The sequence below is a fragment of the Pseudomonas sp. C321 genome (assembly GCF_055407105.1).
Window position 1 is genome coordinate 790,086 of sequence record NZ_JBUZRB010000001.1, and the last position, 20,516, is coordinate 810,601.

19 protein-coding genes are annotated in these 20,516 nt (G+C 61.4%); 13 read left to right on the forward strand and 6 right to left on the reverse strand.

From position 1 onward, the window contains the following. Positions 1-97: 97 nt before the first annotated feature. Positions 98-562 carry a multidrug transporter gene (locus tag ACZRJ6_RS03720; RefSeq protein WP_463967120.1) on the forward strand — a complete coding sequence of 155 codons (465 nt, stop codon included), beginning with the start codon at positions 98-100 and terminating at the stop codon, positions 560-562. 20 nt (positions 563-582) lie between these two features. After that, positions 583-1,395 carry an SDR family oxidoreductase gene (locus ACZRJ6_RS03725; RefSeq protein WP_463967121.1) on the forward strand — a complete coding sequence of 271 codons (813 nt, stop codon included), beginning with the start codon at positions 583-585 and terminating at the stop codon, positions 1,393-1,395. Between the two features lie 17 nt (positions 1,396-1,412). Here the strand turns inward: ACZRJ6_RS03725 and ACZRJ6_RS03730 are convergent, their stop codons facing one another. Further along, entirely contained in the window at positions 1,413-2,276 is an 864-nt protein-coding gene (locus ACZRJ6_RS03730) for a LysR family transcriptional regulator (RefSeq protein ID WP_463967122.1), read from the reverse strand. Positions 2,277-2,387: 111 nt separating this feature from the next. On the opposite strand from ACZRJ6_RS03730, the gene ACZRJ6_RS03735 reads away from it, so the two are divergent. Both ACZRJ6_RS03735 and ACZRJ6_RS03740 read left to right on the forward strand, forming a co-directional pair. Beyond that, positions 2,388-3,587, forward strand: coding sequence for an MFS transporter (locus ACZRJ6_RS03735; protein WP_463967123.1), 1,200 nt, complete (start codon positions 2,388-2,390; stop codon positions 3,585-3,587). Beyond that, complete coding sequence (locus ACZRJ6_RS03740; RefSeq protein WP_463967124.1) at positions 3,584-3,979, forward strand: DUF4440 domain-containing protein; 396 nt, start codon at positions 3,584-3,586, stop codon at positions 3,977-3,979. The genes ACZRJ6_RS03735 and ACZRJ6_RS03740 overlap by 4 nt, the downstream gene beginning before the upstream one ends. A 48-nt stretch (positions 3,980-4,027) precedes the next feature. Here the strand turns inward: ACZRJ6_RS03740 and ACZRJ6_RS03745 are convergent, their stop codons facing one another. Genes ACZRJ6_RS03745 through ACZRJ6_RS03760 form a run of 4 tightly spaced genes read right to left on the reverse strand, consistent with a single transcriptional unit; the run spans position 4,028 to position 8,794 of the window. Then, the gene (locus ACZRJ6_RS03745) at positions 4,028-4,888 is read right to left on the reverse strand and encodes an efflux RND transporter periplasmic adaptor subunit (protein ID WP_463967125.1); all 861 of its coding nucleotides are present in this window, start codon (positions 4,886-4,888) and stop codon (positions 4,028-4,030) included. Positions 4,889-4,898: 10 nt separating this feature from the next. Next, entirely contained in the window at positions 4,899-5,099 is a 201-nt protein-coding gene (locus tag ACZRJ6_RS03750; RefSeq protein ID WP_463967126.1) for a DUF1656 domain-containing protein, read from the reverse strand. Further along, positions 5,089-7,272, reverse strand: coding sequence for an FUSC family protein (locus ACZRJ6_RS03755; protein WP_463967127.1), 2,184 nt, complete (start codon positions 7,270-7,272; stop codon positions 5,089-5,091). The genes ACZRJ6_RS03750 and ACZRJ6_RS03755 overlap by 11 nt, the downstream gene beginning before the upstream one ends. Positions 7,273-7,282: 10 nt before the next feature. Beyond that, positions 7,283-8,794, reverse strand: a complete 1,512-nt coding sequence (locus ACZRJ6_RS03760; RefSeq protein WP_463967128.1) for an efflux transporter outer membrane subunit — start codon at positions 8,792-8,794, stop codon at positions 7,283-7,285. 181 nt (positions 8,795-8,975) lie between these two features. On the opposite strand from ACZRJ6_RS03760, the gene ACZRJ6_RS03765 reads away from it, so the two are divergent. The 5 genes from ACZRJ6_RS03765 to ACZRJ6_RS03785 all read left to right on the forward strand — a co-directional run bounded on the left by ACZRJ6_RS03765 (position 8,976) and on the right by ACZRJ6_RS03785 (position 13,481). Next, the gene (locus tag ACZRJ6_RS03765; RefSeq protein ID WP_463967129.1) at positions 8,976-9,944 is read left to right on the forward strand and encodes a LysR family transcriptional regulator; all 969 of its coding nucleotides are present in this window, start codon (positions 8,976-8,978) and stop codon (positions 9,942-9,944) included. A gap of 108 nt (positions 9,945-10,052) precedes the next feature. Continuing rightward, on the forward strand, positions 10,053-11,027 hold the full coding sequence (locus ACZRJ6_RS03770) for a 2-hydroxyacid dehydrogenase (protein ID WP_463967130.1): 975 nt from the start codon (positions 10,053-10,055) through the stop codon (positions 11,025-11,027). Positions 11,028-11,241: 214 nt separating this feature from the next. Beyond that, positions 11,242-12,144 carry a chemotaxis protein CheW gene (locus ACZRJ6_RS03775; RefSeq protein ID WP_463967131.1) on the forward strand — a complete coding sequence of 301 codons (903 nt, stop codon included), beginning with the start codon at positions 11,242-11,244 and terminating at the stop codon, positions 12,142-12,144. Positions 12,145-12,147: 3 nt separating this feature from the next. Continuing rightward, positions 12,148-12,630 carry a GNAT family N-acetyltransferase gene (locus tag ACZRJ6_RS03780; RefSeq protein ID WP_463967132.1) on the forward strand — a complete coding sequence of 161 codons (483 nt, stop codon included), beginning with the start codon at positions 12,148-12,150 and terminating at the stop codon, positions 12,628-12,630. Between the two features lie 107 nt (positions 12,631-12,737). Beyond that, positions 12,738-13,481, forward strand: a complete 744-nt coding sequence (locus ACZRJ6_RS03785; RefSeq protein WP_463967133.1) for a YkgJ family cysteine cluster protein — start codon at positions 12,738-12,740, stop codon at positions 13,479-13,481. Between the two features lie 108 nt (positions 13,482-13,589). Here ACZRJ6_RS03785 and ACZRJ6_RS03790 read toward each other — a convergent pair whose 3' ends face one another. Next, positions 13,590-13,832, reverse strand: a complete 243-nt coding sequence (locus tag ACZRJ6_RS03790; RefSeq protein WP_463967134.1) for a hypothetical protein — start codon at positions 13,830-13,832, stop codon at positions 13,590-13,592. 215 nt (positions 13,833-14,047) lie between these two features. On the opposite strand from ACZRJ6_RS03790, the gene ACZRJ6_RS03795 reads away from it, so the two are divergent. The 4 genes from ACZRJ6_RS03795 to ACZRJ6_RS03810 are packed head-to-tail and all read left to right on the forward strand — an operon-like array spanning position 14,048 to position 20,347. After that, positions 14,048-15,214 carry an efflux RND transporter periplasmic adaptor subunit gene (locus ACZRJ6_RS03795; RefSeq protein ID WP_463967135.1) on the forward strand — a complete coding sequence of 389 codons (1,167 nt, stop codon included), beginning with the start codon at positions 14,048-14,050 and terminating at the stop codon, positions 15,212-15,214. Beyond that, a complete protein-coding gene (locus ACZRJ6_RS03800; RefSeq protein WP_463967136.1) occupies positions 15,211-18,306 on the forward strand; it encodes a multidrug efflux RND transporter permease subunit in 3,096 nt (1,031 codons plus the stop codon). Before ACZRJ6_RS03795 ends, ACZRJ6_RS03800 begins: the two co-directional genes overlap by 4 nt. A gap of 9 nt (positions 18,307-18,315) precedes the next feature. Next, positions 18,316-18,993: a heavy metal response regulator transcription factor gene (locus ACZRJ6_RS03805; RefSeq protein WP_463967137.1), complete on the forward strand. Its 678-nt coding sequence runs from the start codon at positions 18,316-18,318 to the stop codon at positions 18,991-18,993. After that, entirely contained in the window at positions 18,983-20,347 is a 1,365-nt protein-coding gene (locus ACZRJ6_RS03810; RefSeq protein ID WP_463967138.1) for a heavy metal sensor histidine kinase, read from the forward strand. Before ACZRJ6_RS03805 ends, ACZRJ6_RS03810 begins: the two co-directional genes overlap by 11 nt. Positions 20,348-20,516: the final 169 nt, after the last annotated feature.

Genomic DNA, 20,516 nt, shown 5'->3' on the forward strand with positions numbered 1-20,516 from the left:
TCTTGGGATCGGTGGTGGCGGTGAGTCCGTCATCATCAGATAGGCAACTGCGCACATGCACGGGTAGGATGGTTTATCCGTTTGCGAGGTTGTCATCATGTTCTTTGGTGTTTTGCTTATCATCACCTGGCTAATCCTGCTGCTACGCTATCCGGCCAGAGCCTTGCCGGTGTCTTTGGCAGCAGCGGTCGGCCTGGGGTTGGTGGCGGTGTGGGTGGTGTGGCTGGACAACCGCGAGGCGCAGCAACTGGCGCGGCTGGAATTGCGCATCAGCTATGCGCCGCAAAACTGCCCGGCAGATCGTCCGTTGCAACTGATGCTGAACAACGGCAACGACGTGCCTCTCACCGAATTGCGCTGGCGCGTCGCCGCCTATGCACCAGGAGACACGGTGAACCTGGCGGACAACGTCTACGCCGCCCCACGTTATCGCGGCCCCGGCGAATTGCAGGCCGGCGCCACTTGGGACGATTGCCTGCCCGTGCCCCCACTGCGTCCCGGCTACCGCCCACAAACCCTGGAGTTTCGCGCCGAACACTTGCAAGGCAGCTTCTCTGACTAACAACGACAAAGGACTGATTCATGCCCAACGTGCTCATCACCGGTTGCTCCAGCGGCATCGGCCGTGCCCTGGCCGATGCCTTCAAATCAGCCGGTTATGACGTGTGGGCCAGCGCCCGCCGCCCTGAAGACGTCGACGTCCTTGCTGCCGCTGGCTTCAACGCAGTGCAACTGGACGTCAACGACAGTGCTGCCCTGCAGCAATTGGCCGGGCAAGTAGGCGAGCTTGATGTGTTGATCAACAACGCTGGCTACGGTGCCATGGGTCCGTTGCTCGACGGCGGCACCCAGGCAATACAGCAGCAATTTGAGACCAATGTCTTCTCAATCGTCGGCGTAACCCAGGCGCTATTCCCCGTGTTGCGCCGCAGCAAAGGGCTGGTGGTGAATATCGGCAGCGTGTCAGGCGTGTTGGTCACACCGTTTGCCGGCGCCTACTGCGCCTCCAAAGCCGCCGTCCACGCCTTGAGCGATGCCCTGCGCATGGAGCTTGCACCGTTTGGCGTGCGGGTGATGGAAGTCCAGCCCGGCGCCATCGACACCCGTTTTGCGAAAAACGCCGGTACTCAGGCCGAGCTGTTGATCAACGAACAATCGCCCTGGTGGCCGCTGCGCGAGAGTATTCGTGCGCGGGCAAAGGCGTCCCAGGATCGACCTACGCCCGCCAGCCAGTTTGCGGCGGATGTGCTCAAGGCGGTGCAACAGACTACACCGCCGCGCCTGTTACGCTCGGGCAATGGCTGCCGGGCATTGCCGTTGATGGCCGCCTTGTTACCTAAGGGGTTGCTGGAGACCGTCTTGAAAAAACGCTTCGGGCTGGGCGGAACGTTGTAACGGTGACCCCCGACCTGTCAGCCCTTCATGAAGTCAATAAACGCCCGCACCTTCAGCGGTAAATGCCGCGTGTCCGGATACAACGCATAAACCCCCTGCGGCGCAAAGCGATGGTCCGCCAGCAGATGCACCAACCTCCCGGCATCCAGATCCTCCTGCACCAACCACTGCGGCAAAATTGCCACACCATGCCCACGTACGGCGAAAGCCTGGAGGATGGCGGCGCTGTCAGCCACCAGTGAGGTCTTGCCTGGGCCGGGACGGTAGAGGTGTTCGGTGCCTGTCGGGTCAATGACTGATAATTCCGTCAATCGTCCATGGCCCAGCTTGGGCAGTTGTTCCAGTTCCTCCAGATTGCTCACGTTACTAAACGACGGTGCCGCTACCGCAAACACCTCGAAGCTCGACAACTGCACCGCGCGATGATTGGAGTCAAGGATGCGCCCCAGGCGGAGCGCTACGTCGAAGCGCTCGGAAATCAGGTCAGCGTGGGTCGAGGATGTGGATAAGTGGATGTTCAGCTCGGGGTGTAAACGGCGAAACGCTTCCAGCGCTGGCGCGACAACGGCCAAGGCGTACTCCACGGTGGTGGTAATGCGCAGGGTGCCCTTGAGTTGGCTATGTTCCGAGCGGGCTTCCTCGATCGCCAAGCGAGCCTCTTCCAGCATGCGGCTGCAGCGTAGGTAAAAACGCTCGCCAGCATCGGTCAGGGCCAGTTGCCGGGTATTGCGGGTCAGAAGAGTCACGCCCAATTCAGCTTCCAGGCGCTTGAGATTGAAGCTCACCACCGCACGTGTTTGCCCCAGCAAATCAGCCGCTGCGGTCAACGAGCCGGCCTCGACCACGGCCTTGAAGGTGTCGAATCGATCCAGGCTGACCATGAGCGGCGCCCTCCTTTGTCAAAATAATTTTGACAAACTAACAGTCAAAGCAGCGTTTCCCAAGCACCGCCAGAGGTCTACCCTGCCGGGACTGAAAGCAGGAACGCCCCGATGACCTACCGCTCGAAAGTCACCTGGATCTTTTTACTGGGCTTCGCCCTGGACCTTGTGAACATGTTTGTCGCCACCATCGCCTACCCGGATATCGCCCGTGAGTTGCAGGCGTCAGTCACGCAACTGGCGTGGATCGGCAACGCCTACATGCTCGGCCTGACGCTGGTGATTCCCCTGAGTGTGTGGCTGGCGGCGGTCCTTGGCGAACGGCGGCTGATCGCCGCTAGCCTGCTACTGTTCAGTGTCGCGTCGGTGCTGGTGGGCCAGGCCGAATCGATTGAAGCGCTGATCGGCTGGCGACTGCTGCAAGGGTTGGGCGGCGGGTTGCTGATTCCGGTGGGGCAAGCGTTGGCCTATCGGCACTTTCCGCCGGCAGAGCGCAGCCAGTTGACGGCGAGGGTCATGTCGGTGGCGCTGCTGGTTCCGGCGCTATCGCCAGCATTGGGTGGATGGGTGGTTGATAGCGTTTCCTGGCGCTGGATCTTTTACGCCAATGTGCCGCTGGCGCTGATGACCCTGCTACTGACCCTGGTATGGCTGAAAGCAGACACGCCCTCTCCTGCTCACCCGTCCCTGGATCTGGGGAACGTGTTCCGGCAAATCAGCAGCCCGATGCTGCGGGTAGCGATGCTGGTGTATCTGTTTATCCCCGGCGTGTTTATCGGCACCAGCCTGGTTGCCATTCTTTACCTGCGAGACCTGGGCTTTGACGCCACCCGCACTGGCGCATTGATGCTGCCCTGGGCCTTGGCCTCGGGGGTGGCGATTGTCTTGGGTAAAAGGCTGTTCAACCGCTGTGGCCCCAGGCTGTTGCTGCTGGCGGGCATGACCGTGCAGTGCGTCGGGATCTTGTTACTGATCAGCATCGAGCCGGCGCAACCATTACTCGCTATCGTCGCCTATGCACTGATGGGCCTGGGCGGTAGCCTGTGCAGCAGTACCGCACAGACACTGGCCTTTCTCGATATCCCCGCTGAGCGCATGGGCCATGCCAGCGCCCTGTGGAATATCAATCGGCAGTTGAGCTTTTGCCTGGGCGCGGCGCTGCTCAGTGCGCTGCTGGTGGCACTGGATTCCTTTACCGTGACCTTTATGATTGCGGCTGCCCTCACCCTGCTTCCGCTATTCGTCGTGCTGCGCCTGGACACGTCCAAGGTACGGGCATTACTCCACCCGCAACCCGAGTCCACCCGATGATTGATTACAGCGATTTTTTCGAAGAAGTGATCCAGACCCACGTCGAGATCGAACAATGGTTCGCAGGCGTTGCTCCTGAAGGAATACTGGGCAACTTGTTGGCGCGCTTCTCGCCCGACTTCAGCATGATTGCGCCGTCCACCGGCAACCGCATGGACGTTGCGGCCGTCAGCGAACTGTTCAGCCGCCTGGGCGGCCAGCGCCCTGGGCTGAAAATCACCCTCAGCGAACTGACCGGCATCGACCGCCATGCCCGGGGTGCCATCGTGTCCTATCGGGAACAGCAGATTGATGACAGCGGCACCCAGACGGATCGCCGCGCCACTGTGGTGCTTGAAAAGCAGGCAAGCGGCGCGCTGCTTTGGCGCCACCTGCACGAGACGTTTTGCTGACCTATGGCGAGCGGGCTTGTCCCGCTCGCCACAGAGCGCCACAGGGAGTTAGTTCTGTGCCTGGTTGACGATCACCGTACACGTAATCCCCGCCGCCAACAGCACACCCTCGGGCACCTCATCTATGTGAATCCGCACCGGCACCCGCTGGGCCAGGCGCACCCAGTTGAAGGTAGGGTTCACGTCGGCGATCAGCTCGCGGCTTTCCGGGTTGTCGCGGTCGTAGATGCCACGGGAAATGCTCTCCACGTGACCCTTGAGGGTTTCACCGCTCATTAATTGCATGTCGGCTTTGTCACCCACTTTCACGTGGGGCAGTTTGGTTTCCTCGAAAAAGCCGTAGACCCAGAACGAGTTCATGTCCACCACTGCCATCTTCGCTTCACCGATGCGCGCGTAGTCGCCGCGATGGACGTTGAGGTTGGTGACATAACCGTCCACCGCCGCCAGCACCTGGGTGCGTTTGAGGTTTAGTTCGGCCGCTTCGAGTTGCGCCTGGGCGTGTTGATAGTCGGCCAGGGCCGAATCGGCGATGTTGCTGGCGTCGTCGCGGTTTTCCCTGGAGATCACTAGGGCGTCAAGATCCGCGCGGCGGTGGGCGTTGACCTTGCGCATCTCCCAAGTGGCCTTGCGCGAGGCCACCAACGATTGCGCCTGTTTCACGGCGATCCGGTAGTGCTCGGGGTCGATCTGCATCAGCAGGTCGCCCTTTTTCACCAACTGGTTGTCGCGCACCGGGACGTTGACTACTTCGCCGGTGACGTCGGCGGCGACGTTGATGATGTCGGCGCGCACCCGGCCATCGCGGGTCCAGGGTGTCTCCATGTAGTTCACCCACAGCGTGCGGCCAATCCATATCGCCAGAGCCAGTACCAGCAGGGTCGCGAGCAGGCTGAAAAACTTTTTCATCGGGGCATTCTCAACGGTAGACGGTCAGCGCCAGGGCGCCGAAAAGACAAGCGAACAGGCTCAGGCGCAGCAGCGCCGGGTGCCAGAAAAAACGGTACAGATCGAACCCGGCCAGGAGGCGATCCAGGGCCCAGGCAAGTCCCGCCGCGATGAAAAACATCAGGGTCATGGTCGGCATGTAGATGCCGTGGAAGGCGATTTCACGAGGCATTAACGGGTCCTTCAGGCTTGAGGGCAGCCAGGGGAGATTGCGGGTCCAGCAGGGAGGTGCGGATAAAGTGCAGGTAGCTTTTCACCCGGCGCAGGGCCGAGGTGTCGAAGTGCGGGGCGAAGGGTTCGTCGGTAGCCTGGACGCGGCTGATGGCGTGGTCCACGGCGATCAAGCCACGCTCAAGATTGCTGTGGCTGGGTTGCAGGAACAACCGCATCAGCGAGCGCCCCATCACCCGGATCGCCTGGCGCCACGGCTGGGATTGGGCGTAGGCCGGGTGGATCGGTAAGATCGCCTGTTCCTTGCGCAACTCGATAATCGCGTGGCCAACTTCCAGCACCACGAACATCCAGCGCAGCAGGTCGCGCTGCACCTGAGGTTGGCCGGCGGCCAGGCCATAGGCCTGGTGCAGCAGGTCGCGGGTGCGGCTTTCGAAACTCGACGCCATCCCCTTGAGCTTGCCGCTGATGGCGTACACCACTTGCTCGCGCAGGTTCTGCTCCAGGCGGCGCCACAGCCAGCGGCTGTTGGGCGGCAGGATGATCGCCCCTGCGGCGGCACACACCAGCATGCCGATGATCATGGCGATGTAGTCGTTGATGAAGGTGTAGGGGTTATAGATCGTCACGTTGTCCGGCACCGAGCCGGTGCTGAAGAAGATCAACAATCCCAGGCCGACGCCGGCGTATTTCGGCCGCGATGACAGGAACGCGCCCAGCATGATCACCGGCGCGAGCATCACGCACAGCAACGGGAAGCCGTCGATCCTGGGAAACACGAAAAACATCTCGACGAATCCCACCAAGGCACCGATCAACGTACCGCAAGCCATTTGAAAGGCCATGCGTTTAGGGTTCGGCGTCGCAGCCGAAAGGCCCACGGTGGCCGCCGCGATCAGGGTCATGGTGGCGCCGCTGGGCCATGCTGTGGCCACCCAGTAACTGCCCAGCACCACCAGAATAAAGGCGGCGCGAATGCCCGATGCGGCACAGGCCAGCCAGTTGGTTTGCGGGGTGTAGGGTTCGTCCCAGTGTTCACGCACATGGCTGTGATCAGCCAGGGACGCGTGAGTCTGCGCATAACCGTGCAGGTCGTCGACAAAGCGGTACAGCAACTCATAGGCAGTATGAAAATCCAGCTGCTCGGCGTCGCTCGGTGCGCTTTCCTGGAAGGTCGTACGCAGGCTGCGCACCTTGGCTGGCAGGTCTGCCTTGTAGGCGCTCAATTGGCTGACCAGTCGTGCAGCGTCGGGGCTGGTGAGGGCGCGGCCGGAGAAGCCGTCGAGCAATTGCGCCAAATCCTGCAACCCAGGTTTGATGGCGGCCACCACATGATCAGCATCGTGGGCACGCAGGCGCTCCAGCAACTGATGCAGGGCATTGAAGCGGGTGGTGATGCCCATAAATTCGCTGTTCAAGCGACTGAGCCGACCGTTGCGCCGACGCATGTGCGGGTCTTCGAACACCGTGACGCTGCGCAACCCTTCCAGGCCCACGGCTTCGGCGATAAAGCGCACGTTGCTGCTTTCAAAACCCTCGCGCTGACTGCGCCCGCGCAAACCGTCGGTGACAAACAGCGCAAACACCCCGAAGCGCTGATACAACGCGTTGCGCATGGCGGCGCTGGCGGTTTGCGGCAGGATCGCGGCGCTGATCAACGTGGCACAGAGAATCCCCAGGGAGATTTCCAACACTCGCCAGACCGCTGCCATAAAGGCCCCGTCTGGATGAGCCAGCGCAGGCAAGCCAACCATTGCCGCCGTGTAGCCGGCGAGCACAAAACCATAGGCGCGAAAGTTGCGATAACGAGCTGCGCCGGCCGAGCAGATGCCGACCCAGATTGCCAGTGAACCGAGGAACAACTCAGTGTTTTGCGCAAACAAGGCGATCAACAACACCATCACCGCAGAGCCCGCAAGGGTGCCGAGAAAGCGATAGAAACTCTTGGCAAACACCTGGCCGCTTTGCGGCTGCATCACGATAAACACAGTGATCATCGCCGTGCGCGGTTGCGGCAACTCCAGGCGCATAGCCAGCCACAGGGTCAGGAACGCAGCGATCAACACTTTGAAGATATACACCCAGGTCACGCCATCGCTGCGTGCCCAGTCGAAAAAGCCACGTCGCCATTCCAGGGAATGCAGCCAGCGCAGCGGTGCAGGCAAGGGAGTCATGGGAACCTGATTAGTGATCAAAGACGGCCAGTGCCGCCGGGGTCTTGCTCGGTAAGGCCTTGCTCGGTTCAGGCACGTCGTTGCCCGCGCCCAGGCCACCGCCCAGTGCGGTCACCAGTTCGGCGTGTGCACTCAGGCGCGCGGCCTGGACCTGTTGCTGGATCTGCTGTTGACGGAACAACAGGCTCTGGGCGTTCAGCACGTTGAGGTAATCGGTGAGGCCGCGCTGGTAGGCGATCATGGCGATGTCGTAGGTTTTCTGCGCCGAAGCCACCGACTCGGCGGCAAAGCCTTGCTGCTTGTCCATGGATTCGCGGCGAATCAACTGGTCGGAGATGCCCTTGAGTGCGTTGACCAGGGTCTGGTTGTAACGCGCCACGGCGATGTCAAAACCGGCGCTGGCCTCTCCCAGTTGCGAGCGCAGGCGGCCGCCGTCGAAAATCGGCAAGGTGATGGCCGGGCCGACGCTGTAGTTGAGTTTCTTGCCGGTCAGGAACGCCAATGCCCCGCCACCCGTGGCGACGTAACCGAGGCTGCCCACCAGATCGACGTTGGGGTAGAAGCCGGCGTGAGCCACATCGATGCCCCGAGCCTGGGCTGCCACTTGCCAGCGGCTGGCGACCACGTCCGGACGTTGGCCGAGCAATTGGGCGGGCAGGCTCGAAGGCAATTTCAGCGGCGCGCCCAGCGATAAGGTCGGACGCTGCAACTGCGCGCCTTCACCTGGCCCTTTGCCGGCCAGCGCCGCCAATTGGTTGCGGCTCAAGGCGATTTCCTCATCAAGGGCATCCAGCTTCCGATGGGTTTCCGGCAACGGCGTCTCGGCCTGGCTGACTTCAAAATGGGTGCCTATACCGCCGACCAGGCGTTTTTGAGCAAGCTCCAGGATCTGTTGTTGCTGGGCCAGGGTTGCGGCGACGATATCGCGCTGGGCGTAGTGCAAGGACAACTGGATATAGGCGCGCACCACGTTGTTCTGCAATTCCAACTGGGCCTGTCGCGCTTGGGCGGCGCTCATGTGGGCCAAGTCAACGGCGCGTTCGCTGGCGTTGCTTTCCCGGCCCCATAGATCTAGCGCATAACTGAAGCCCAGGGCGGCGCTGTTGTCCCAGGTGGTGGAATTGTCCAGTTTACCGGGGCCGTAGAACTGATCGCTGGGCCAACTGTGGCGCTTGAGGGTAGCGTCGCCATTGATCTGCAGCGACTCGGCCGACTCGACAATCCCGGCCATCGCCCGCGCTTCACGAACCCGCGCTGCAGCCATGGCCATGCTCGGGCTGCCTTGCACTGCAAGGTCGATCCAACGATTGAGCTGGGGGTCGCCGTAGGCCTGCCACCATCGGGCGGTGGGCCAGTGGGCGTCCTGGGCAGCGCTGCGGATCGCTTCGTCGGTGACCAAGGTGTTGGCGGCGAGGGACGTGCCTTGGGGAGCAATGCCCCCGGTTCCGATGCAGCCGCTGATTGCTAACGATAAAACCCAAACACTGAGAGTCTTCAGCTCTCTGTTGATGCGACGCGGCACTGCTGCGAATTCCTGAGAGGGTGTTGCGGGGAAGGTGGTGCAATTCTAGGGGGCCATCTGGATGGCGATAAGGTGGGATTCCTGTGAATCTTTATTACCGTTAAGGCGATAATCCGTTAGTAGGGATCACTGGGTCCTGCAACTTCGTGTCACAATTTGCCATCTCCCTTGAGAGCACCCCATGGATACTTTGCAAAATATGCGCGCGTTCAGTAGCGTGGCCGAGGCCGGCAGCTTCACCGCCGCCGCCGTGCAACTGGACACCACCACTGCCAACGTCTCGCGCGCGGTCTCAAACCTTGAGGCCCATCTGCAAACCCGCCTGCTCAACCGTACGACCCGCCGCATCGCCCTGACAGAGGCTGGCAAACGCTATTTATTGCGCTGCGAGCAAATCCTGGCGTACGTCGAGGAAGCTGAAGCCGAAGCCAGCGATGCCCACGCGCGTCCCTGCGGACAGTTGAAAGTGCACACCATGACCGGCATCGGCCAGCACTTTGTGATCGATGCCATCGCCCGCTATCGCCGCACTCACCCGGACGTGACCTTCGACCTGACCCTGGCCAACCGCGTGCCAGACCTGCTGGACGAGGGCTATGACGTGTCCATCGTGCTCGCCAGCGAACTGGCGGATTCGGGTTTTGTGTCCCAGCGCCTGGGGATAACTTACAGCATCGCCTGTGCCTCGCCCGCCTACGTCAAAGCCAATGGCTGCGCGCAACGGCCCGGCGATTTGCTTAACCATTCCTGCCTGCGCCTGGTGAGCCCGGTGATCCAACTGGACAAATGGACCTTCAACGGCCCGGACGGCCAGGAGAGCGTCAACATCAACCGGTCACCCTTTCTGGTGAACTCCGCCGACGCGATGAAAACCGCCATCATCAGTGGCATGGGTGTAGGTCTGTTGCCGGTGTATGCGGCCATTGAAGGGCTGCGCAACGGCACATTGGTGCGGGTGATGCCCAACTACCGCTCCCAGGAGCTGAACCTGTACGCCATCTACCCGTCGCGCCAGTACCTGGATGCGAAGATCAAGACGTGGGTGGAATACCTGCGCGGTTCATTGCCGGAGATTCTGGCGGCCCACCAGGCAGAGTTGGCGGCGTATGAGTTGAGTGGGAGTTTGGGTGGGGCGCGGTTGAGTAACTGATCCCCCCCCCCTGTAGCAGCAACTGTCTTGGTGGTTTTGCAGTGCCCGGATACCGGATAAATGTTAGCGTGCTTGGCATTCTCAGCCGTATTGATGAGCCCGCCTCCCATGAAAAAGACCGTTCTCGCTTTCAGCCGTGTCACTCCCGAAATGATCGAGCGCCTGCAACAGGACTTCGAGGTTATCGCCCCCAATCCCAAGCTCGGCGATATCAATGCCCAGTTCAATGAAGCCCTACCCCACGCCCACGGGCTGATCGGGGTAGGCCGCAAGCTCGGGCGGGCACAGTTGGAGGGTGCGACAAAGCTGGAAGTGGTCTCCAGCGTCTCGGTGGGCTATGACAACTACGACGTCGCCTACTTCAACGAGCGCGGGATCATGCTCACCAACACCCCCGACGTGCTCACCGAAAGCACCGCCGACCTGGCCTTCGCCCTGCTGATGAGCAGCGCCCGCCGAGTGGCCGAGCTGGACGCCTGGACCAAGGCCGGCCAGTGGAAAGCCAGTGTCGGTGCGCCGTTGTTTGGTTGTGATGTGCACGGCAAGACCTTAGGAATAGTCGGCATGGGCAATATCGGCGCGGCCATCGCCCGTCGTGGCCGCCTGGGCTTCAATATGCCGATCCTCTACAGCGGCAACAGCCGCAAGACCGCGCTGGAGCAAGAGCTGGGAGCGCAACTTCGCAGCCTCGACCAGTTGCTGGCCGAGGCAGATTTTGTCTGCCTGGTGGTGCCGTTGAGCGAGAAGACCAAACACTTGATCAGCCATCGCGAGCTGGGGCTGATGAAGTCCAGCGCGATCCTGGTAAATATCTCCCGTGGCCCGGTGGTGGACGAACCGGCGCTGATCGAAGCTCTGCACAACCAACGGATTCGCGGCGCCGGGCTGGACGTCTACGAACGGGAGCCGCTGGCCGAGTCGCCGTTGTTCCAACTCAGCAACGCGGTGACTTTGCCGCATATCGGCTCGGCCACCCATGAAACCCGCGAAGCCATGGCCAACCGCGCCCTGGATAACCTGCGCAGCGCGCTGCTGGGCGAGCGTCCGCAAGATCTGGTCAACCCGCAGGTGTGGAAGGGCTAAGCGCCCTCGAAACGCTGCTACTCTCGTAGCAGCTTGCGTCGGGTGCAACTCGGTGTGGGGCTGAGCTGATTGCGGTGGTGCGTCCGTCGTAGCCTCGCTGGGGCTCGACAACTGCTGCAGGGTTCCAGTAGCTCCCGCTTTTAATGCTAAAGCATGGGCCACTCAAGTCGATAACCCCCTATAGATCGTCATCCCTGATCCACAGAAGGTTTCTATGTCCACCACCAAAGCCCGCGCAGACTCACTCTCACTTCTGCTTTTTACCTTGCGCAGCGGCAAGCTGATGGCCATAAACCTGCTGAAAGTCAGTGAAATCATCCCTTGCCCGCCGCTGACCAAGCTGCCGGAGTCTCACCCTCACGTCAAAGGCATTGCCACCCTGCGCGGCGCGGCGTTGTCGGTGATCGACCTGAGCAGGGCCCTTGGGGAAATGCCCCTGGAAGACCCGGATGGCGGCTGCCTGATCGTCACTGACGTCAGCCGCTCCAAACAAGGCCTGCACGTACAAGCGGTAAGCCGGATCGTCCACTGCCTGACCACCGACGTTCGTCCGCCGCCCTTTGGTTCCGGTGGCAGCCGTTCGTTCATTACCGGCGTGACCCAGGTCGACGGGGTATTGGTGCAGGTGCTGGACATCGAAAAAGTCATCCACGCCATTGCCCCGGTGCAGATTGAAGTAGCGCCCACCGACTTGAGCATGGAAGAGGCCGAAGTGCTGGGCCATGCACGAATCCTGGTAGTTGATGACAGCCAGGTGGCGTTGCAACAATCGGTACATACCCTGCGCAACCTCGGCCTGCATTGCCACACCGCCCGCAGTGCCAAGGAAGCCATTGATTGCCTGCTGGAGCTGCAAGGCACCGCCGAACAGATAAACGTGGTGGTATCGGACATCGAAATGTCCGAGATGGACGGTTATGCCTTAACCCGCACCCTGCGGGAAACCCCGGACTTCCAGGACCTCTATGTGCTGCTGCACACCTCCCTGGACAGCGCCATGAACAGCGAAAAAGCCAGACTGGCCGGGGCCAACGCGGTGTTGACCAAGTTTTCCTCGCCGGAGCTGACCAAATGCCTGGTGGTCGCCGCGCAGACCGTGGCGCAGCAGGGCCTCTGACCGATGGGCGAGTATTTCCAGTTGCTGCGCCGAGACTTGCGTGGCGCCCTGCCCGCGCCGCAATGGCCTGCAGATATTCGCCTGGAGCACTACCACGAAGAACTGGCCCCGGCGATCCACGCCGTGCTGCTCCTGGGTTATCAACAGGGCGGTGGTCGGGTTGCCCCCCTTGAGCAGTGGTGCCAACAGTTCGTCACCGACGCCGAGTTCGACCCGACCCTGTGCATCGTCGCCAGTAACGCCAGCGGCATCGTCGGCGTGGCGCAATGCTGGACCAGCGCCTATATCAAGAACCTGGTGATCCATCCCAACGCTCAAGGCCAGGGCCTGGGCCGGGCCTTGTTGCAGCAGGTGTTTCAGGTGTTTCAGCAGCGCCGCGAAGGCTTCGTCGATCTCAAGGTGCTGGAAACCAATGTGCGGGCCCGGCGCCTGTATGAAAGCGCGGGTATGGTGTTCGTGCTGCGAGACCTCGTCCCTGAGGAATAAAGGCCTGGCGCATAACTTGCTTCGGACAAGGCCTGGACGCTGGACAGAGGTGTAAACCCGTCACCGTCCAAGTGTGCCCCTGAACCTGGCCTGGTGACCGAACCCTCATGACCACCCACTTTTCCTGTGTCGGCTGCGGCAAATGCTGCACTGACCATCATGTGCCCCTGACCCTTGACGAAGCCAGGCAGTGGGCGGCGGACGGCGGTAACGTCATCGTTCTGGTGGAGGGTTTCCTCGGCAATGGCCTGGGCCTGCCGGAACAACAACGCGAACATGCCCAACGCCGTTCCTGTGTTGTCCCCAGCGGTAATGCCCTGGCGCATGTGGCGATTACCTTTGCTGCCTATAACGTCGGTCCCTGCCGGAATCTTGACGAAGACAAGCTGTGCCGCATCTATGAGCGCCGGCCACTGGTCTGTCGTATCTACCCCATGGAGATCAACCCGCACATCCCGCTCAACCCCGCCGCCAAGGACTGCCCGCCCGAATCCTGGGAACAGGGCCCGGCGCTGATTGTCGGTGGCGAGTTGGTGGACCAGGGACTGGCCGAGCTGATCCGCCGCTCACGCCAGGCCGACCGCGACGATATCCAGACCAAGGAAGCGGTGTGCGCCTTGCTGGGGATTCACACCACGGCGCTCAAGGGCGATGGTTTTACCGCTTACCTGCCGGACATGGGCGCGTTTGCCCAGGCGCTCGAGTTGGCGGCTGAACAGCCGTCCATGGCCAATGAGTGGGTATTCCATGTGTCCGGGTTGGATATTGCCGAGCAGTTGCTGGATGCCGGGGCTCGGATTGCGACTGAGGTACCAGTCAACTATGCGTTTATTTCGTTGCGGGCAGCTTAGGTCTTTCAGCAAGGCTGATGGTTTCATCGCGAATGCCGGTGATACACCGGTCGGGCAAACGCTAGCGATGCATTTAGTTACCCGGTGCTCCTGCGAAGGCAAAAAACCTTAGCGCTTGCCCATCGAGCGACGGGTGCCGGGCGGAGCCACGCCAGGGCTCTTGGTATGACCGTTCTTGGCGCCGTTCTTGTACCAGGGTTGGCTGGCTTTTTTCGCCTCGGCCAATTCGCCAGGTTTGAACGGGAACTTGAAGGCCGGGATCTCGGCCTTGGCTTCGCCATCAACGTTGTCAGGGTTGGCCTGTTCGTCGATGTCGACGCTTTCAACAGGAGGTTGTGTCGGGGAATTCATGGAAGCTCCGGGGAGTACAAAAGATGACGCGGGCCCGGCTTGCGGACCACACCGCCGGGCAGTATACCTGCGCGCCCAGGATCTTTAACCACTGCCTGTACGAATGGTCGCTCTTTACTGACAGCGCCGTCAGTTAGCAGTCACTTTGCTGACCCGGTTAGCGGGCTATAAAGAACCTTTATTCTTCCGATCTTCTGTCCGGGCGCCATCACCCCATGGGAATTCAACGAAAAACCGCCTTGATCGTCGGCGTCCTCGTAGTACTGGCTATCGTCGCCTGGGTGTTAACCCGACCAGCCAAGACCAGGCTGATCGCGCCCACGGCGATTCCGGTTCGAGTGATCAGCGTCGCGCAACAGGACATCCCGCGCTTCGTCAGCGGTATCGGTTCGGTGCTTTCGCTGCATAGCGTGGTCATTCGCCCGCAAATCGACGGCATTCTTACCAAACTCCTGGTCAAGGAAGGCCAACGGGTCAAGGCCGGCGATTTACTGGCGACCATTGATGATCGCTCGATCCGTGCCAGCCTCGACCAGGCCCGTGCGCAATTGGGTGAAAGCCAGGCGCAGTTGCAAGTGGCCCTGATCAACCTCAAGCGCTACAAGCTGCTGAGCGTCGACGACGGTGTGTCGAAACAGACTTACGATCAGCAGCAGGCTCTGGTCAACCAGTTGAAAGCCACCGCCCAGGGTAATCAGGCGGCGATTGATTCGGCTCAGGTGCAGTTGTCGTACACACAGATTCGCTCGCCGGTCAGCGGACGCGTCGGTATTCGTACGGTGGATGAAGGCAATTTCCTGCGCATGAGCGACACCCAAGGCCTGTTCTCGGTCACCCAGATCGACCCGATTGCCGTGGAGTTTTCCCTGCCACAACAGATGCTGCCGACCTTGCAAGGCTTGATCGCCGCGCAGCAGCCAGCCAGTGTCGACGCCTACATGGGCGCCGATACCGACGGCCCAACCTCCGACCTGCTGGGCGAAGGCCACCTGAGCCTGATCGACAACCAGATCAGCGCCACCACCGGCACTATTCGCGCCAAGGCCGAGTTCAACAACGCCACGCAAAAACTCTGGCCAGGGCAACTGGTGACTGTGAAGATCCAGACCGCCCTCGACAAGAACGCTCTAGTGGTGCCGCCGACCGTGGTCCAGCGCGGCCTGGATTCGCACTTCGTGTACCGGATCAACGGTGACAAGGTCGACGTCGTGCCGGTGCAGGTGGTCTATCAAAACAGCGAGCTCAACATCCTCAAGGGCGTGCAGGCCGGTGATGTGCTGGTCAGCGATGGCCAGTCGCGGCTCAAGGCCGGGGCCCAGGTGGAAGTTCTCAAGGAACCGCCGCAAGTGATCCAGACAGCCGACGCGCAGGCACAGCCATGAAGGGCCATGGTTCGGTGTCCGCCTGGTGCGTCGACCACCCGGTCGCCACCCTGCTGCTGACCTTCGCCCTGGTACTGCTGGGGTTGATTGCCTTCCCGCGCCTGCCCATCGCGCCACTGCCGGAAGCGGAATTTCCGACAATCCAGGTCAGCGCCCAACTGCCCGGCGCCAGCCCCGATACCATGGCGTCCTCGGTGGCCACACCACTGGAAGTGCAGTTCAGCGCCATCCCCGGCATGACCCAAATGACTTCCAGCAGTGCCTTGGGCTCAAGCCTGCTGACCCTGCAATTCACTCTCGACAAGAGCATCGACACGGCTGCGCAAGAAGTGCAGGCGGCGATCAATACCGCGTCCGGCAAGCTGCCCAGCGACATGCCGAACCTGCCGACCTGGAAGAAGGTCAATCCGGCGGACAGCCCGGTGCTGATCCTCAGCGTCAGTTCCAACAACATGCCCGGCACCGAACTGAGCGACTACGTGGAAACCCTGCTGGCGCGGCAGATCAGCCAGATCGATGGCGTCGGCCAGATCAACATTACCGGCCAGCAACGCCCGGCGATTCGCGTGCAGGCATCGCCGGACAAACTGGCGGCCATCGGCCTGACCCTGGCGGACATTCGCCTGGCGATCCAGCAATCAAGCCTGAACCTGGCCAAGGGCGCGTTGTACGGGCAGAACAGCGTGTCCACCCTGTCGACCAACGACCAATTGTTCCACCCCGAGGAATACGGCGAACTGATCGTCTCCTACAAAAACGGTGCACCGGTTCAGTTGCGCGATGTAGCAAAAGTCATCAACGGCTCGGAAAACGCCTACGTGCAGGCCTGGTCCGGCGATACGCCGGGGGTCAACCTGGTAATTTCCCGCCAGCCCGGCGCCAATATCGTCGAAACCGTGGACCGTATCCAATCGGAACTGCCGCGCCTGGAAGCCATGCTGCCGGCGTCGGTGGAGGTCAGTGTGCTGTCGGACCGCACCAAGACCATCCGCGCGTCCTTGCATGAAGTGGAAGTCACCCTGCTGATCGCCGTGTTGCTGGTGGTGGCGGTGATGGCGCTGTTCTTGCGCCAATGGTCGGCGACCATGATTGTTTCCAGTGTGCTCGGTGTATCGCTGATCGCCAGTTTCGCCTTGATGTACGTGATGGGGTTCAGCCTGAACAACCTGACCCTGGTGGCCATCGTCATCGCCGTGGGGTTTGTGGTGGACGATGCGATTGTGGTGGTGGAAAACATTCACCGGCATCTGGAGGCTGGCCTGGACAAACGCGAGGCGGCCATCAAGGGCGCCGGCGAGATTGGCTTTACGGTGGTGTCCATCAGCTTCTCGCTGGTGGCGGCGTTTATCCCGCTGCTGTTCATGGGCGGCGTGGTCGGGCGGTTGTTCAAAGAGTTTGCCCTGACCGCCACCTCGACCATTCTGATTTCGGTGGTGGTGTCCCTGACCCTGGCGCCCACCCTGGCGGCGCTGTTCATGCGCGCCCCCACTCATCACCCCCACGACAAACCCGGCTTCGGCGAACGCCTGCTGGCGGGTTACGCCAAAAACCTGCGCCGTGCCCTGGCCCATCAGCGGCTGATGCTGGGGATCTTCGTCGTGACGCTGGGCCTGGCCGTCGCCGGTTACGTGTTTATCCCCAAGGGCTTCTTCCCGGTGCAAGACACCGGTTTTGTCCTGGGCACCAGCGAAGCAGCGGCGGACGTGTCTTACCCGGACATGATCGCCAAGCACAAGGCCCTGGCCGAGATTGTCGAAGCGGACCCGGCGGTGCAGGCTTTCTCCCACTCCGTGGGCGTGACCGGCAGCAACCAGACCATCGCCAACGGCCGCTTCTGGATCGCCCTCAAAGACCGTGGTGACCGCGATGTGACCGCCAGCCAGTTCATCGACCGCATTCGCCCGAAGCTGGCGAAGATCCCGGGCATCGTCCTCTACCTGCGGGCCGGCCAGGACATCAACCTCAGCTCCGGCCCCAGCCGCAGCCAGTACCAATATGTGCTCAAGAGCAATGACGGCCCGACACTCAATACCTGGACCCAGCGCCTGACCGAAAAACTGCGGGCCAACCCGGCGTTCCGCGACCTATCCAACGACCTGCAACTGGGCGGCAGCATCACCCACATCAGTATCGACCGCCAGGCCGCCGCACGCTTCGGCCTGACCGCCACCGATGTCGACCAGGCGCTGTATGACGCCTTCGGCCAGCGCCAGGTCAATGAGTTCCAGACCGAGATCAACCAATATCAGGTGGTACTGGAACTGGACACCCAGCAACGAGGCAAGGCCGAAAGCCTTAATTACTTCTACCTGCGCTCACCACTCAGCGGCGAGATGGTGCCGCTGTCGGCGGTTGCCAAGGTCGATCCGCCGACTGTCGGGCCATTGTCCATCAGCCATGACGGCATGTTCCCGGCCGCCAACCTGTCGTTCAACCTGGCGCCCGGCGTGGCCTTGGGCGATGCGGTGATCATGCTTAACCAGGCGAAGAACGAGATCGGCATGCCGGCGAGCATCATCGGTAACTTCCAGGGCGCGGCCCAGGCATTCCAAAGCTCGCTGGCCAGCCAGCCGTGGCTGATCCTGGCGGCGCTGGTGGCGGTCTACATCATCCTGGGTGTGTTGTACGAAAGCTTTGTGCACCCGTTGACCATCATCTCCACCCTGCCCTCCGCCGGTTTGGGCGCGCTGATCATGCTCTGGCTGTTCGGCCAGGACTTTTCGATCATGGCGCTGATTGGCCTGGTGCTGCTGATCGGCATCGTCAAGAAGAACGGCATCCTGATGATCGACTTCGCCCTGGAAGCCCAGCGCGTGCGCGGGTTGCCGGCCGATGAGGCGATTTATGAAGCCTGTGTCACGCGGTTCCGGCCAATTATCATGACCACCCTCGCCGCGCTGTTGGGCGCCGTGCCGCTGATGCTGGGTTCCGGTCCCGGCGCCGAGTTGCGCCAGCCACTGGGGATCGCGGTGGTCGGCGGGCTGCTGGTGAGCCAGGCGCTGACGCTGTTCACCACGCCGGTCATATACTTGTACCTTGAGAAATTCTTTCATAGACCCAAACCGGCCCTCGGGCTGGCGACCACACACTGAGGCGGGGTCATGCGCGTCCTGATTATTGAAGACGAAGAAAAAACTGCCGATTACCTGCATCGCGGCCTGACCGAGCAAGGCTATACGGTCGATGTTGCCCGGGAGGGTGTCGAGGGTTTGCACATGGCCCTGGAAAGTGACTACGCAGTGATCGTGCTCGACGTGATGCTTCCGGGCCTGGACGGCTTCGGCGTATTGCGCGCGCTACGCGCCCGCAAGCAGACCCCGGTGATCATGCTCACCGCGCGCGAGCGGGTGGAAGACCGCATTCGCGGGTTGCGTGAAGGCGCCGATGATTACCTGGGCAAACCCTTCTCCTTCCTGGAACTGGTGGCACGCCTGCAAGCCCTGACCCGACGCAGTGGCGGCCATGAACCGGTGCAAGTAACCATCGCCGACCTGTGGATCGACCTGATCAGCCGCAAGGCCAGCCGCGCAGGCATTCGCCTGGACCTGACCGCCAAGGAGTTCTCGTTGCTCAGCGTGCTGGCGCGGCGTCAGGGCGAGATTCTGTCCAAGACCTCAATTGCGGAAATGGTCTGGGACATCAATTTCGACAGCGACGCCAACGTTGTCGAAGTGGCGATCAAGCGTCTGCGGGCCAAGCTCGACGGGCCGTTCGAACAGAAACTGCTGCACACCATTCGTGGCATGGGCTACGTGCTGGAGAACCGCGGTGCCGACTAACTCGATCGCCCTGCGCCTGAGCGGCATGTTCACCCTGGTGGCGCTGCTGATCTTCCTGTTGATCGGCGGTGCGCTGTATCAGCAGGTGGACAAGGGCCTGGACTTGTTGCCGGGCGCCGAGTTGGATGCGCGCTACAGCGTGCTGGAATCGTCCCTGGGGCGTTACGGTACGCCGGACCACTGGGTGAAGATCAACAGCAAGCTCAAGCTGTTGGGGGAGGAAGACAAGCGCATCCGTTTCTGGGTGGTGAGCAGTGATCCGGCCTACGAATATGGCAACGCTGATGCGCAGATTCGCACCTTCGCCGAGGGCCCGACCGGCAAACGCGACTTGTACCTGCCGGGCCATGATTACCCGTTCAAGGTGCTGGTGAGCCAGTTTCCCGCCAAGGACCAGCGCCCGCCGCTGCGCTTCATGATCGCCATCGACACCGAGAACTTCCGTGCCACCCAGCATCACTTGCTGACGGCCTTGGTCAGCCTGGCGTTTGTCGGGGTGGTGCTGGCTTCAGTATTCGGCTTCTGGGTGGCCCGCATCGGCCTCAAGCCGCTGATCAAACTCTCGGATGAAGCGCAAAAACTGGCGCCGCCGAAACTCTCCGGGCGTCTGCAACTGTCGCCGCTGCCGCCGGAACTCAAGCAGTTCGTCAACTCGTTCAACTCCACCCTGGAGCGGGTGGAACAGGCCTACTCACGCCTGGAATCCTTCAACGCCGACGTTGCCCATGAACTGCGCTCGCCGCTGACCAACCTGATTGGCCAGACCCAGGTCGCCCTGACCCGAGGGCGCTCGGCGGAGCATTACTTCGAAGTGCTGCAATCGAACCTGGAAGAGCTGGAACGCCTGCGTTCGATCATCAACGATATGCTGTTTTTGGCCAGCGCCGACCAGGGCAGCAAAGCCACCAAGCTGATCAGCAGCTCGTTGGCCGATGAAGTCGCCACCACCCTGGATTACCTGGACTTCATCCTTGAAGACGCCCAGGTGCAGGTGCAGGTGATCGGCGACGCCCAAGTGCATATCGAAAAGGCCCACTTGCGCCGGGCGCTGATTAACTTGCTGAGCAATGCTGTGCAGCACACGGCGCCGGGGCAGATGATTGAAGTGAAGATCGAGGTGCTGGAGCATCAGGTGGCGATTGGCGTGACCAACCCTGGCGAGGTGATTGCCAACGAGCATTTGCCTCGTTTGTTTGAGCGCTTTTATCGGGTGGATGCTTCGCGCAGCAACAGCGGCGCCAATCATGGGCTGGGGTTGGCCATCGTCAAGGCGATTGCGTTGATGCATGGCGGGGATGTGTTTGTGCGCAGTGACAGCAGCGGCAATACCTTCGGAATAACCTTGCCGGTCTAACGGTGGTGAGGAAGCTTGCCTGCTCACCACACAAGCTCTGCCCTCATTCAACTATTGCGATTTTGGCAATAGTAATTATCTTGTTACACTCTGTATCCCGCCACTCGCCTGCGCTAATTTAGCGCATCGACGAGCGCGACGGCAAAGACAGCTGACCCGCCCTCCCAAG